A 14,812-nucleotide genomic window follows, 5' to 3' on the forward strand; every position below is an offset into this window, starting at 1 on the left:
AGCGGCGGCCGCTGCAGTATCACGTGGATTCAGAGATTTAGGCAAATGGGTAAGAACGTAGTAGTGCTGGGCACCCAGTGGGGCGACGAGGGCAAGGGCAAGATCGTCGACCTGCTGACCGAAAAGGTCTCCCTGGTGGTCCGCTTCCAGGGCGGGCACAACGCCGGCCACACCCTGGTCATCGACGGTGAAAAAACCGTCCTGCACCTGATTCCCTCGGGCATCCTGCGCCCCAGTGTCACCTGCCTGATCGGCAACGGCGTTGTGCTGTCGCCGGAAGCATTGCTGAAGGAAATGGCCGAGCTGGAGGACAAGAGCGTGCCGGTGCGTGAGCGCCTGCGCCTGTCCCCGGCCTGCCCGCTGATCCTGCCGGTGCATGTGGCCCTCGACCAGGCCCGGGAAAAGGCACGCGGCGATAACCCCATCGGTACCACCGGGCGCGGCATCGGCCCGGCCTATGAGGACAAGGTGGCCCGCCGCGGCCTGCGCCTGGGCGACCTGTGCAACTGGGATTACTTCTGCGAACAGCTGAAAGAACTGCTGGAATACCACAACTTTGCCCTGACGCAGTATTACAAGGTGGACCCGGTCAGTTATGACGACATGGTGGCGGAGGCGAAGGTGTGGCGCGACCAGCTGGTGCCGATGATCACCGACGTGGCCGACTGGCTGCACTGCGCCCGCGAGCGCGGTGAGCACATCCTGTTTGAGGGGGCCCAGGGCTCCCTGCTGGATATCGACCACGGTACCTATCCGTTCGTGACCTCATCCAACACCACCGCCGGGGGCACCGCCACCGGCTCCGGTTTCGGCCCGCTCTACCTGGACTATGTACTGGGTATCACCAAGGCCTATACCACCCGCGTCGGCGGCGGTCCTTTCCCCACCGAGCTGGGCTGCGACGTCGGCCGCCACCTGGGCGAGAAGGGCCACGAGTTTGGCGCCACCACCGGGCGCCAGCGTCGCACCGGCTGGTTCGACGCCGTGGCGGTGCGCCATGCCATCCGTATCAACAGTATTTCCGGCCTGTGCCTGACCAAGCTGGATGTGCTCGATGGCCTGGACGAGGTGAAGATCTGCACCGGCTACCGCAACAGCGCCGGTGAGGAAGTGCCGGTACCCTTCGACGCCGCTGGCTGGGAGGGAGTCGAGCCGGTATATGAGAGCCTGCCCGGCTGGAGTGATACCACCTTTGGCGTCCGCCGCGAGGCTGACCTGCCCGCCAATGCGCGTGCCTATATTGCCCGTATCGAGGAACTGGTGGGTGCGCCGATCGACATCGTCTCCACCGGCCCGGATCGCAGCGAGACCATCGTGCGTGAAACCTCGGCCCTGTGCGAGATGGGTATCCACAACCCCAGCGTCTGAGCCGCCGGGATCGATAGCCAGCGCGGCCGGGAGCCTGCCCGGTCGCGTTGCCGGAGCCCCCGGCCGGGGGCTCACGTTGACCAATTCCTCCTGCCTGTATTGTGAACAGCCGGTCCGTCATGGCCCTTGCTTTCCTCCCCATCTCTGTTGATGATGGAACCCGTTTTCAGAATTTGGTCACATTCCTGTGCCATACTCCAGACTCATGATTTTCCGGGGTAGTCCATGTCATCCAGCACCGCCGTCTCGCGCTACAGTCTCGCCGAGGAAATCGCCAACAGCGTCACCCACGGCATCGGCGCACTGCTCGCCATTGCCGGGCTGGGCATACTGTGCGGGTTCGCCGCGGTCTATGGGGATGCCTGGCATATTGTCAGCTGCAGCATCTACGCTGCCACGCTGATTCTCTGTTTCGGTGCCTCGACCCTCTATCACAGTGTCACCCACGAACGCGCCAAGGGCGTCCTGCGCACCATTGACCATGCCTCCATCTTCCTGCTGATCGCCGGCAGCTACACGCCTTTTACCCTGGTTACCCTGCGCGAGGCTTCCTCGCCCGCGGGCTCCTGGGGCTGGTGGCTGTTCGGGATTATCTGGGGGCTTGCCCTGGCGGGGCTGGTGATCCAGTTTACGCCGCTGAAAAAGGTGCGTGCCCTGTCGATTACCCTCAGTGCCCTGATGGGGTGGGTGGTGGTGGTGGCGGCCAAGCCACTGCTGGATAACCTGGCACCCGGTGGCCTGTGGCTGCTGCTGATCGGCGGCCTCTGTTATACCGGGGGTATCGCCTTCTACCTCTGGCGCAGCCTGCGCTTTCACCATGCCATCTGGCACCTGTTCGTACTGGCCGGCGGTATCCTGCATTTCTTTGCCGTGCTGATTTACGTTATCCCCTGATTCCGGCGGGCCGTGGGTGACGACGGGGTTGGCGCCAGTGCTTGACCGGCGTCACGCTCTACACGATTCGACTTTCAGTTTGCCGTCGCCGGCTCTACCCTATGGCGAGCACTGACTGTCGAAGGAGTTTGCATGTCCAGTCTGCCCGTATTGCGGCCCGCACTGTCCCAATGGCTCACCCGTGCGGGGCTTGCCCTGTGCCTGGTTTTCTCCACACCACTGTTGGCCGCTGATGCGGGCTTCCAGCAATGGGTGAAGGAATTTCGCCAGACCGCCCTGAATAACGGTATTTCCCCGGAAGTGTTCGATCGCGCCTTTGAGGGCATTGATTCTCCGGATCAGTGGGTACTGGACAAGGCCAGCTACCAGCCGGAGTTCAAGGCGCCGGTGTGGCAGTACTTTGACAACCGGGTGCAGAAGCGCGCGATCCGCATGGGCCGTGCCAAGAAAGAAGAGCTGCAACCCTGGCTGGACAAGATAAAACAGCGCTATGGGGTCAATCCCAATATCCTGCTGGCGATCTGGTCGATTGAATCGAGCTTCGGTGCCATCCTCGATAATGACAGGGTAATCCGCAATGTGGTGCGGTCGCTGGCAACCCTGGCCTATGCGGATCCCAAGCGCAGCAAGTTCGGTCGCCAGCAGCTGCTGGCGGCGCTGAAAATCCTCGAGAGTGGCGACGTCGACGAGAAGCACCTGGTGGGTTCCTGGGCCGGCGCCATGGGGCATACCCAGTTTATCCCCACCAGCTACCAGGCCTATGCGGTGGATATCGACGGCGATGGCAAGCGCGACATCTGGAACTCCGTACCGGATGCCCTGGCCACGGCCGCCAGCCTGCTCTCCAGTAACGGCTGGCGCCGCGGGGAGACCTGGGGTTATGAGGTGACGATCCCCGAGCGCAAGCTGCCTGCCGGTAAGCTGCCGCTGCGCAAGTGGGAGCAGCTCGGCGTCAAGCGGGTCAATGGCAAGCCGTTCCCGCGCCCGGATGATATTGCCGAATTGAAGCTTCCCGCCGGTCGCGAGGGCCCGGCTTTCCTGATGCTGAAAAACTTCTTTGTGCTCAAGCGCTATAACAACTCCGATCGCTATGCCACGGCGGTGGGCCTGCTGGCGGACCAGATCGGCGGCGGCAAGGGACTGGTCAAGGACTGGCCGCGCCCGTTTACCCCGCTGGACCCGGCCCAGGTGGAGGAAATGCAAAAACTGCTGAAGGCCCGCGGCTATTACGAGGGTGAGATCGACGGCAAGGCCGGCTCGGGGACCCGCAAGGCGGTGCAGCAGTTTGAGAAGGAGATCGGTGTTGAGGTCCAGGGCTACCCGAGCAAGGAGGTGCTGGAAGCCCTGCGCGAGCGCCAGTAATAGTGAAAACCCCTGTTTAATCCAAACAGGGCCGGGCTTCAGCCCGGCACTGTTGTTTCAGGGCCGCTTAAAAGTTCTCATCCGGCAGCAGGCTGTCCTGTAACAGTTCCAGGTTCTCGGCCACTTCCTGGGGTTCATGGAAGTAGGCAATATGGAACATGGCATCGCCTTCCTGCACCAGCGGGAGGTTCTGGCGCCCGATCACAATGCCATCGGCATTACAGGGTACCCGGTCGATCTCCTCGCCGAACAGGTCGGAGATGGAAGCCAGTGCCTCACCTTTCAGTACATGGTCACCCAGGTCCTTGCGATAGTTAACTATGCCGCTGCCGGTGGCCCGCAACCAGCCACTGCGCCTGGCCACAAAGGGTTCGATATTGCCCTTTTTCTTCACTCGCGGCAGCATCTCCAGGTGACGCATGACATTGATGATGCCCTTGTGGCCCGCCCGTACGCAGAACTCGTCAAAACGCAGGGCCTCGCCGGCCTCGTAGAGCAGGATACGCACGCCCAGGTCGGCTGCCGCCTGGCGCAGGGAGCCGTCGCGCAGGGTGCTGTTCAGCAGCACGGGCACACCGAAGGCGCGGGCCATGTCACGGGTGGGCTGGTCGTCGAGGTTGGCGCGAATCTGCGGCAGGTTGCTGCGGTGGATGGCGCCGGTATGCAGGTCGATACCGTAGTCGCACTTGGAGACAATTTCCTCCAGGAACACATGGGCCATACGCGCAGCCAGTGAACCCTTGTCGGAACCGGGGAAGGAGCGGTTCAGGTCGCGCCGGTCCGGCAGGTAGCGGGACTGCTCCAGAACCCCATACACATTGACTACCGGTACCGCGATCAGGGTGCCGCGCAGGTTCTTGAGGCTGCGACTGCCAATAAGGCGGCTGATGATTTCGATACCGTTCAGTTCATCGCCGTGAATGGCGGCACAGACGAACATGGTTGGACCCGGTTTCTTGCCGCGCTTGACGTAAACCGGGATCGCCATGTCTGTGCCGGTATAAAGCCGGACAATCGGCAGTTCGATGCGGCGGGTTTCCCCCCGGGCAACCTCGACACCGCCAATAGAAAACTTTTCTGCCATTGCTCCCTTCCTGGCTGCTGCTGGCACTCATTGTAGGTGCAATAGGGTCGGGAAAGCGATGGCCATGATTTCTGCGCCTGGCAGGCCGGGAGTCATCCTTCCGACAGGGCTATTCCGCGGGACAGAAGTACCGGTGACAGGGGCTGGTGGTGGCAGCCTTTGGGCACGCGGTAACCGCAGTTTTGCGAACAGGTGACAGGTGTATGATCGGGGCAGCCGCCGGCAGCGGATTGCCGTCCGTGTTAGGGTAGGCAATCTGGCGCAACGATTGGAAATTTGCCTGGGGGAATAACCGTGGCTATTAAAGAATCCGGTTTTGCCATGCCGCCGTTGCTCGACACCAAATCCGGCGAGCGCCGCCGGGTGGGTTTTGAGCTCGAGTTCTCCGGTGTGACGCTGAAGCAGGCCGGTGAAGCGGTACAGTCGGCGCTGGGTGGGGAATTACACTCCGATTCCGTGGCCGAGCTGTCGCTGCACAACGAGCTGGGCCGCTTCAACATCGAAATCGACTGGGACTTCCTCAAGCGCGAGGCCGCCGAAGCGGGGGCCGAGGAGGGTGGCGACGGCTGGCTGGAGTTGCTCAGCCAGGCGGCGTCCCTGGTGGTCCCGATTGAGGTGGTCTGCCCGCCATTGCCCCTCGATCGGCTAAAGGATCTGGAGCCGCTGGCCCCGGCATTGCGCGAGGCCGGTGCGAGGGGTACCGAGGATTCGCTGATCGCCGCTTACGGGGTGCATATCAATGCCGAAATCCCGCAACTGAATGCCGAGACGCTCGACGCTTACCTGCGCGCATTCGCCCTGCTGCAGTGGTGGCTGGTGCAGGCACATCGGGTGGATATCGCCCGGCGTGTCAGTCCCTATATTGACCTCTACCCGGAAACCTATATCCGCCTGTTGCTGGAGCGGGAAAAACCCACCCTGGACAACGTCTTCCGCGATTACCTGCAGCACAATGCGACTCGCAACCGCGCCCTGGACCTGTTGCCACTGCTGGCGGAAATTGACGAGGCGCGTGTGCGCCGGGCCGTGGACGACCCCCGCATCAAGCCGCGCCCGGCTTTTCACTACCGCCTGCCCAACTGCCAGATTGAAAAGCCGGGCTGGTCGCTGGCCTCCAGCTGGAATACCTGGTGCGTGGTAGAGGCCCTGGCAGCGCGACCGGAATGGCTGGCAGAACTGGGCGAGGCATACCTGGCGCGGAGCCAGCCCCTGCTGGGCGTGAACCGTGGAAACTGGACTGAGTTTATGTCGGTATGGCTGAGCGACCACGGATTGGTGTAACCGGCACGGCCAGCCGCTGGTCGCCGGGCTGGTGGTGTACGGCCGCTGCGCTGCGACTGGCGGGCGCGACACCGGAGCGTATCAGCGTCCGCCATAAGCCCACGGGCCGCCCCCTGCAGGGGCTGGTCATTGGTGGTGGCGACGATATCAGCCCGGAACACTATCACGGGGACCTGCGGGAAAAAGTGAAATCCGACCCCGAGCGCGACCTGCTGGAAATTCACTGGATTGAATATGCCCTCAAGCATGGCCTGCCACTGCTGGGTATCTGTCGCGGCGCCCAGCTGATCAATGTGGTGCTCGGTGGCGACCTGCACCTGGATATCCGGCCATTGCGGCGGAAAACCTACAACCGTCCCGGGCTGCTGCCCACCAAGCAGGTGTTCCTCACAGAGGGATCGGCATTGTCGCGCCTGGCCTCACGCAAAAAGTTACGGGTCAACAGCCTGCACCACCAGGCAATCAACCGGCTGGGCCGGGGCCTGCGAATCGTCGGTGAGGACCTCGACCATTTCACCCAGGCCGTGGAGAGTGCCTCGGGGCAGCCCATCATCGGTGTCCAGTGGCACCCTGAGTACCTGTTCTACCTGCCCTCCCAGTTCGGGCTGTTTCGCTGGTTGCGGAGATGTGCCGGGTGATAGTCGAGTACCTGATCCTTTTCTCCTCTGCTTTTCTCGCCGCGACCATCCTGCCTTTTTACTCTGAGGTGGTACTGTTCGCGCTGTTGCGGGAAGGTGGTGACCCGGCACTGCTGGTGGCGGTGGCAACACTGGGGAACACCCTCGGTGCCGTGGTGAACTGGGTGCTGGGGCGCTACCTGCTGCATTTCCAGGACCGGCGCTGGTTTTATTTCTCCCGCAAGCAGATCAGCCGTGCCCAGGAGTGGTTCCAGCGCTATGGTTTCTGGTCCCTTTTGCTGGCCTGGATGCCGGTGGGCGGTGATGCCCTCACCCTGATCGCCGGCATCATGCGCGTGCGCCTGTGGCTATTCGTACTGCTGGTGGGGATCGGCAAATGTTTGCGCTATATCTCTGTGGTGTACCTGCAGCAATGGTCGGCCTGGTAGTTCCGTAGCGGCACTAGTCGAAAATAATCGCTTAAGCCCCCGGTGCCCTGCCGGGGCAGGGCACCCTTCACCATTGTCTCTTCCCGTATTGCTTTGTACCGGACGCTGTCACCGCAGCAGGCGCTAGCGGGGCCCGGGGCGCTGGACTAGGCTGGGACTGCATACCAACTATTGTGTAGATGTGCCCGGGCGTTCGCTGTGACAGGCCTGGGATCCTGGGATTACCCTCTCTTGTCGGGCTGGGGACATGGCGGCGGACAAGCAAAGTGAGACAAACGGCGGAGCCGCGAGTAAGCGGCAGGTGCGTGGGTGGCTGATATTACTGGCCCTGGCGTCGCTGGCATCGCTCTACTTTTACATCCGCTACCAGGAGCAGCAGGAGGTCTTTACCAATACCTACTACTTCCGCACCCTGCAGGAAGTCGCCGCAGAACTGGATACACGCCTTGAGCAGCTCTACAACGTAAACTGGTGGGGCGAGAGCGACGTCAAGATAGTTTCTATTTTCCCGACGTATAAACCGGCCTCTGACGCGGATTGCCTCGGGGTCAGGGAAGTAGTGCGAAAAGGGGAGCAGAAGGCCCACGATTCCGTCTTTACCCTGAAGGGAAGCCATGTCATCGGCTGTCTCGGTTCCGGCAGGGGTTACGAGGTTTCCATCAGTGATGTGCTTCCTGATCCGGGCGGCGACTTTGTCCTCTACCTGCTCGCCGATGCGGGTGGCAGGGTTCTCGGCAGCACTGGCGGGGCCTCAGGTCTTTCGATCATCGATACGCGCGCGATCAGTCGTGAAATCCAGGCGCAGGGAGGACAGAGCTGGCTGGGATTGGTCTCGAAGAAAGAGGGCCCCGAGATCGACGAAAGGAAAGAGTTGCCAGGGCACAGCTATTACGTGGATATGGTACTGAGTTCCGGGGCGTCGCGGGTATATATCCAGCCATACCGCCTGCGCTCGGGAGTCGATTTACTGATTCCGCGGAGCGATGGAGAGAATGGGGAGGGGTTCGCGCCATCAGACCACCTGTACCTGATAGGGGTGCTGCCCGACCGGTTGCTGGACCTGAAGGAGGACAAGCGCTGGAATCTCAGCCTGCTGCTGCTCTCAATCATGTTCCTGGCTTCCTGCTGGACCGTCGCGCGGCTGGTGATGATGTCCCGCAACGAACCGCTGGGTACGTTTTTTTACTGCGCCACCTTTGCGGGTACTTTTGTTGTTTTCATTATGGTTGTGGCCCTGTGGCTCGCCTGGGGTGAGCGCGCCGCAGAGGTCGCCCGCAAACAGGCCAACGCAAGGGAATTGTTACAGGAGACCTCCGCGCGCCTGGAGAGCGAGCTCTACTGGCTGTTCCGCGACCTGGAGAGCTTCCACACCTATTATGCCCGGCTGTTGTCATCCGGGGTTCACCCAGAGGCAGGCACGAAACCTGAAGGCACGCCCGGCGCTGCGGGCGAGCTACGGGATCCCGGGTTACTGGTGCTGCCAGGGGGGAATGTTAATTGCCGCCAGGTTGAGGCAGTGACCCTAGGAGACGGGAGCGGCTATGAACGACCCGAGGAAGCTGAAAAGGAGTGGACCCTCAGTCCTGATGAGGTTGCGGTTGCACGCAGTATCACCGACAAGCGTTCTGAGGGGCTGCTTCCGTTTTCTCAGGTTTACCTGTTTGGTTGTGGTGCGCGACTTGTCACGCCAGGCGAGGTCGGCGAGAGGTTCGATAGCAGCCAGATGGCTGCACAACGCGGACCCAAGTTGATCAATGTCTTCCTGATGAACCAGAGCGGCGACCGGGTGTTGCCGACCTTCCAGTTTGTCGAAAGCAACAAAACGCCGATCAGTTATCCACTTGGGCACCGGGATTATTTTCGCGAAGTGCGCGCGGGTACAGGCTGGCACGGGGTTTTCGCGCGCGGTAGCGGGCCTGCGCCGGTCAGTGGATGCTGGGCCACTTGCGCCGACCCGGAGCATGGCATCGACGAAGGGGATACCCGCAGTATCCACAATTTTTATATCCAGCGCCTGTTGAACTTCAGCAGCGGAACTCGCGGCACCACGGTCGGTATGCCGCTGGCTAAAGAAGGGGTAGGGGCGGCAGATGGTGCCGACTGGCCGCCCGGCGACTATATCCTCGGGTCCGATATCCTGTTGCCCTCGATGACGCTCAATGAGTGGCACGAGCCGCAAAAATTGCAGGACCTGGTGTTGATGGTGGTGGATCGCTCCACAGGTGACGTCCTGTTTCATATGGATCACCGACGGACCATGGTGGAGAACCTGTTTCACTCGGGGCAGGGAACGGTAGCAATCAGTCAGGTGATTCGCTCGGGCCTGTATCGCAACCGGGCGGTGCCCGGGTTTTACCGCGGCATCTCGGGTGATTTTATTGCCGGGCGGTTGCCGCTGGAGCAATGGGTGGCTGTGGCGTTTATTCCCGACGATGGTACCGACAGCCTGATGACGAATTTCTTCCTGTCGATGACGGCGGGGATGGGACTTTCGCTGCTGCTGGTGACCGCACTGCTATACGCACTGCCCGCCATTTTTGGGGATCCCAAAGCGCGGCTGGGTATCCCGCTGGCGATCAACCGCCATAACACACTTTTGTTTACTTCAATCCTGATTGCCAGCCTCTACCTGGGTTTCCGCATGGGCTCGGTGATACAGGGGGAGCTCGGCGAGGGCCCTGTATCGACGGCGGCCCCGGTATGGGCGCCCGTTATCGCACTGTTGCTGGTGCTGGCCTGGGGGTGCTGTCGCTATTTCCACATGCGGCGCGTCTCCGGTGGTGATGCAGGGCTGGCACCGGACCGCGGGCTGCTGGTCCTGCTGACGCTGTATTTCCTGTTTGGCCTGGCGATTATTGGCCAGCTGCAGCGTGTCGGAAATACACCGGTTTCGGCGATGCACTGGTACTTTTCCAGCAAGCTCTACCCGGCACGTCTCAACCAGGAGCTGGCCGAACTGGAAACGATCGCGCTGACCCGTTACCCCAATACTATCAAGCGATTTGCTGCTGATCCGCTGGACCTGTTACCGATCAGCCCGCGCTGGCGGACGGCGCTGGCCTGCACCCGCGACGGCAAGCCTTCGAACCAGCGGCATCGGCTGCCGGCAGAAATCGGCACCTTTAGCCAGCTCACAGCCACCACTGGGGTGGCGAACTGGCTTCGACGCTATGTGCTCGGATGGACCAATGACGGTCGCTGGCGGGCAGGCCACGCGCCCGATCCTTGCGACGATGTTGGGAAAGTCGACAGCCCTGGCGGTGGGCAGGCAGAACTCCCCGATGCCAGCCCTGCTGGTGACGGCACATTACAGCTGGCTGGCCACATGGCGTTGTATATTGTCCTGCAGGTGCTGGTATTCCTGGTGATCTGCCGTCTCTGGCTGATGTTCTACCGGCGTGTTATTACTCCCAGGATGTTTGGTACGCCGGATTTCCTTGTGCACCTGAAGCAGCTCTCAGGACCGGGCGGGCGCCTGCGCGGCGTTCGGCCGGCACCAGGACTGGTTGTGGATTTGTGTGATAAGGAAGTCACGGGTATCGGCCTGGATATGCTGGTGCACCGGGCCGGCCAGGACAATGGTCCCGCCACGCCGGTACTGGACCTGCTGCTGGCCCACTGCCCGGCGCTGCGTACCAGCAGTGAGGATGAAGAGCAGTTTCCCGAGGTGCGTGTCCGGCTCAATGGGATGGGTTCCCGGGGCGGAGCACCGGTCGCCGGCAAGGCGCCAGCAATCTGCCTGGAAAATATCGAGACCTGCCTCGCTACCCCGCCGGGGCGCGCGCGGTTGCTGCAGTTGGTCCGGCAGTTAAAGTCCATGCAGCTGTCAGGACGTTTGTCGGAACTGCGCCTGTGCCTGGAGAGCCAGTGCTTCGAGACCTTGTTGCTCAATGCCCATGCGCCGGCGCCCGGACGCAGCTGGCCCGATGCGCAGGAGCGGGCAGCCTGGGCCGAGTTGCTGATGGACTTTACCGTCGACTTGCCGCAGGCGCTGGTGGAGCGCGCAGATCCGGCTTTTGTGATTGAGGAGTGCCGGGGTGGCCGGTTGCTGCGCTACCTGATCCCTGAACTTGCCGAGCACGCGCGCGGGTCAAGCGGTCGCCTGCGACAGGGCTGGCGCACCCTGCTGGACCGGCACAAGACCGGGCCGGAGTGGGCTTCGATCCTGTGTATCCTGCTAAAGGCCGGCGCCCGTTTCCGCTACCAGTGGGAAGCCTGCTCAAGTGAAGAGAAGCTGGCCCTGTACTACCTTGCGCGCGGCAAGCGCATCAATCCCGCAAACACCCAGGTACTTGAACAGCTGGCGATACAGGGCCTGGTGCGCATCGAAAACGGCCGCGTGCAGATCGTGAACAACAGCTTTGCCTACTTTGTCCTGAACGCCGAGGATCTGGAGTCCATGCGCCAGTTGCTGGAGAGCGGTCACCAGGGCGCCTGGCTCACTTACCGGTTGCCGGTGACGCTGGTGATCCTGCTGCTGGTTGGGGCAATCGCCATCAGCTCGGGGAACTCGATTTACCTGATAGTGGCCACAGTGATGGGATTGCTGGGTAGCATTGGCAGCCTGGTTGGCAGCGCGCGGATGATTCATGAGAACCTGCGCTAGCCACCGTACACACTTCGGGCAGGACTCTCTCGGCAGGGGTTGATCGCGGATTTTGCTGGCAGGTTCGTAAGAAGCTTCAACAGGCGGAATGCGATGCCTTGGCGTGGCTTTGTCGAGCAACCGGGCTGGTCCCATTATTGGCGACTCTATCCCAGTCGGCTGGCCAGCTGCAGCTGCCTGCTTCCGAACTGAACTACTACTATACAGGCCCGCGGCCGGAATACTGGTTGCCCGCACCAGGTAAAAAGCACGCAGTCTCCGCGCGGCGCACTGCGGGCGCCGAAGTTATTGCGTCGCCCCTTTTCATTCTGGGGTCCTGTTGCGCCACTCGTGCCGCCAGTGGTCCGGCTTGTCGCGCAACCCGGCAACCGACAGGCGGAAATATGCGAACATAACGCCAAATTTCTGCCAGGGAGATAATGATTCGTGAATCAGGACCAGAACGCACCGTTGCGAGAGGATGTCCGCCTGCTTGGCGAGGAGCTCGGATCGGTTCTGCGTGAGCAGGCCGGCGAACCGCTCTTCGAAACCGTGGAAACCATACGCCAGGCGGCGGTGGAGAGCCGTGGCCAGGGTGAGATGCAGGCGGGGCGCCTGCGCAAACTGCTGGACCCGCTGGACGATGACACCCTGCTGGAGGTAGCGCGGGCGTTCAGCCAGTTCCTCAACCTGGCCAATATTGCCGAGCAGCGCCATCGCGAGCGCCTGCACCGGCATCACCAGCGTTTTCCGGGAGACCCGGACACCGACCAGGGCCTGCGACAGGTACTTGCCGAGCTGAAAAAAGCCGGTGTCGACAAGGCTAAGGTGCGCTCGGTGCTGGACCAGTTGTCTGTGGAGTTGGTGCTTACTGCACATCCTACTGAGGTCACCCGCCGCACCCTGATTCGCAAGTACGACCGGATTGCCGACCTGCTCACCGACCGGGACCGGCCCGACCTCACCGAGGAGGAGGCGGAGCACCTGCGCCGCCACCTGCGCGAACAGATCCTGTCCGCCTGGAGCACCGACGAGATTCGCCGTGAGCGCCCGACGCCGGTGGATGAGGCCAAGTGGGGGTTCGCCACTATCGAACAGTCCCTGTGGCGAGCGGTGCCGGCAGTCATGCGCGAAATCGAGGCGGAGCTGGAGCTGGCGGGCCTGGACCCGCTACCGGCAGACTGGGTGCCGATCCGCTTTGCCTCCTGGATGGGCGGTGACCGCGATGGCAATCCCAATGTGACTGCCGCTGTTACCCGCCGGGTGCTGCAACTGGCCCGCTGGATGGCCGCGGACCTGTACCTGCGCGATGTGGAAAACCTGCTGGCTGACCTGTCCATGCATCGCGCCAGTGATGAGTTGCTGGCGCGCACCGGGCCCAGTCATGAACCCTACCGGTTACTGTTGCGACAGGTTCGCGACCAGCTGCAGTTGACCCGCGAGCAGATGGAAGCGCGGGTCAACGGCAAACCAGAGCCGGCGGGAGAGGGTTACACCAGCGGCGCACAGCTGGCCGGCGAGCTGCGCCTGATTGATCGCTCCCTGCGCGAGGTAGGGCTGTCCGCCATCGCTGATGGCCAGCTGAAGGATACCCTGCGCCGGCTAAACTGTTTCGGCATCACCCTGCTGCGCCTGGATATCCGCCAGGAGTCCACCCGCCACAGCGACGCACTCGATGCCATCACCCGCTACCTGGGCCTCGGCAGTTACGGGGACTGGGACGAGCCGACCCGGCAGCGCTTCCTGCTGGCGGAACTGGAGAATCGCCGGCCGCTGGTCGACAGCGCCTTCTACCAGAGCGAGTTCTGTGATGACGAGGTACGCCAGGTGCTGGAGACCTGTGGCGTGATTGCAGAGCAGGGACCGGAGGGGCTGGGTGCCTACGTGATTTCCATGGCCCGGGCCTCGTCCGATGTGCTGGCGGTAATGCTGCTGCAGAAGATTGCCGGTGTGCAGGAACCCATGCGGGTGGTGCCGCTGTTCGAGACCCTCGATGACCTCAACAACGCCGGCGATATCATGAGCGCGCTGCTGGAGATTCCGTCTTACCGGCAGCGTGTGGCGAAGGGCCAGGAAGTGATGATCGGTTACTCCGATTCCGCCAAGGATGCCGGCTTCCTGGGCGCGGCCTGGGCCCAGTTCCGCGCACAGGAGGGACTCACGGCAATTTTCCGCGAGCACGGTATCCCGCTCACCCTGTTCCACGGTCGCGGTGGCTCCATTTCCCGCGGTGGCTCGCCCACCCGCATGGCGCTGTTGTCGCAGCCGCCGGGGTCGGTCGCCGGCCGTATCCGGGTCACCGAGCAGGGCGAGATGATCCGCTTCAAGTACGGGCGGCCGTCCGTGGCCGCCTACAACCTGGAGCAGTACGTGGCCGCCACCCTGGAGGCCACCCTCTTGCCCCCGGCGGAGCCGCGCCCCGAGTGGCGCGCGGCCATGGACCGGCTCACCGAGGTATCGGTCAACAGCTATCGCGAAGTGGTGCGCGACGATCCGGCGCTGGTGGGTTACCTGCGCACCGTCACGCCGGAAACCGAGCTCAGCCGCCTGGCCCTGGGCAGCCGGCCGGCACGGCGCAAGCCCGGCGGTGGGGTCGAGACCCTGCGGGCAATTCCCTGGGTGTTTGCGTGGACCCAGATCCGGCTGATGCTGCCCGCGTGGCTGGGCACCGGCGCGGCGCTGGAGAGTGCCCTGCAGAGCGAGGAGGGCGCCGCCACCCTGCGCACCATGAGCGGGGAGTGGCCGTTTTTCCAGACCGCGGTGGATATGCTGGAGATGGTGCTGGCGAAATCCGACACCCGGGTGGCGTCATGGTACGAGGAGCGGCTCACCGGCGACGCTGAACTGGTTCGCCTCGGTGGCCTGCTGCGTGAGCGGCTGGCTCACACGGTATCGGCACTGCATGAACTGACCGGCCATGAGAGCCTGCTCGACAACAACCCGGTCATGCGCTGGTCGATTCGCGTGCGCGACCCCTATACGGATCCGCTACACCTGCTGCAGGCGGAGCTGATGGCGCGGCTGCGCGAGCGCGATACCGACCCGGTGCTGGAGAGCGCGTTGATGGTCACCATTGCCGGCATCGCCGCGGGGATGCGCAATACCGGCTGATGCCCGCCGCCGGGTGGGGCAGAAATAAAAAAGGCCGACTCGCGAGAGTCGGCCTTTTTTG

9 protein-coding genes are annotated in these 14,812 nt (G+C 62.7%); 8 read left to right on the forward strand and 1 reads right to left on the reverse strand.

Annotation, left to right across the window (positions count from 1 at the left end; genetic code table 11):
• Window positions 1–45: 45 nt before the first annotated feature.
• The 3 genes from LVD10_RS15030 (at window position 46) to LVD10_RS15040 (ending at window position 3,624) form a co-directional block, all read left to right on the forward strand.
• Window positions 46–1,368, forward strand: coding sequence for an adenylosuccinate synthase (locus LVD10_RS15030; RefSeq protein ID WP_232940692.1), 1,323 nt, complete (start codon window positions 46–48; stop codon window positions 1,366–1,368).
• Between the two features lie 225 nt (window positions 1,369–1,593).
• Entirely contained in the window at window positions 1,594–2,262 is a 669-nt protein-coding gene (trhA, locus tag LVD10_RS15035) for a PAQR family membrane homeostasis protein TrhA (RefSeq protein WP_232940693.1), read from the forward strand.
• Between the two features lie 132 nt (window positions 2,263–2,394).
• Window positions 2,395–3,624: a lytic murein transglycosylase gene (locus LVD10_RS15040; RefSeq protein WP_232940694.1), complete on the forward strand. Its 1,230-nt coding sequence runs from the start codon at window positions 2,395–2,397 to the stop codon at window positions 3,622–3,624.
• 67 nt (window positions 3,625–3,691) lie between these two features.
• Here the strand turns inward: LVD10_RS15040 and LVD10_RS15045 are convergent, their stop codons facing one another.
• Window positions 3,692–4,708: a succinylglutamate desuccinylase/aspartoacylase family protein gene (locus LVD10_RS15045; protein ID WP_232940695.1), complete on the reverse strand. Its 1,017-nt coding sequence runs from the start codon at window positions 4,706–4,708 to the stop codon at window positions 3,692–3,694.
• A gap of 294 nt (window positions 4,709–5,002) precedes the next feature.
• Here LVD10_RS15045 and LVD10_RS15050 point away from each other — a divergent pair, with 294 nt between their 5' ends.
• The 5 genes from LVD10_RS15050 (at window position 5,003) to ppc (ending at window position 14,751) form a co-directional block, all read left to right on the forward strand.
• Window positions 5,003–5,989, forward strand: coding sequence for an amidoligase family protein (locus LVD10_RS15050; protein ID WP_237064162.1), 987 nt, complete (start codon window positions 5,003–5,005; stop codon window positions 5,987–5,989).
• Entirely contained in the window at window positions 5,962–6,627 is a 666-nt protein-coding gene (locus LVD10_RS15055) for a gamma-glutamyl-gamma-aminobutyrate hydrolase family protein (RefSeq protein ID WP_237064164.1), read from the forward strand. Before LVD10_RS15050 ends, LVD10_RS15055 begins: the two co-directional genes overlap by 28 nt.
• On the forward strand, window positions 6,624–7,055 hold the full coding sequence (locus LVD10_RS15060) for a YqaA family protein (protein ID WP_232940698.1): 432 nt from the start codon (window positions 6,624–6,626) through the stop codon (window positions 7,053–7,055). Before LVD10_RS15055 ends, LVD10_RS15060 begins: the two co-directional genes overlap by 4 nt.
• Before the next feature lie 301 nt (window positions 7,056–7,356).
• Entirely contained in the window at window positions 7,357–11,661 is a 4,305-nt protein-coding gene (locus tag LVD10_RS15065) for a hypothetical protein (RefSeq protein ID WP_237064166.1), read from the forward strand.
• Between the two features lie 426 nt (window positions 11,662–12,087).
• Entirely contained in the window at window positions 12,088–14,751 is a 2,664-nt protein-coding gene (gene ppc, locus LVD10_RS15070) for a phosphoenolpyruvate carboxylase (RefSeq protein ID WP_237064168.1), read from the forward strand.
• Window positions 14,752–14,812 lie beyond the last annotated feature (61 nt).

This window comes from Microbulbifer zhoushanensis (genome assembly GCF_021729055.1).
GTDB lineage: Bacteria > Pseudomonadota > Gammaproteobacteria > Pseudomonadales > Cellvibrionaceae > Microbulbifer > Microbulbifer zhoushanensis.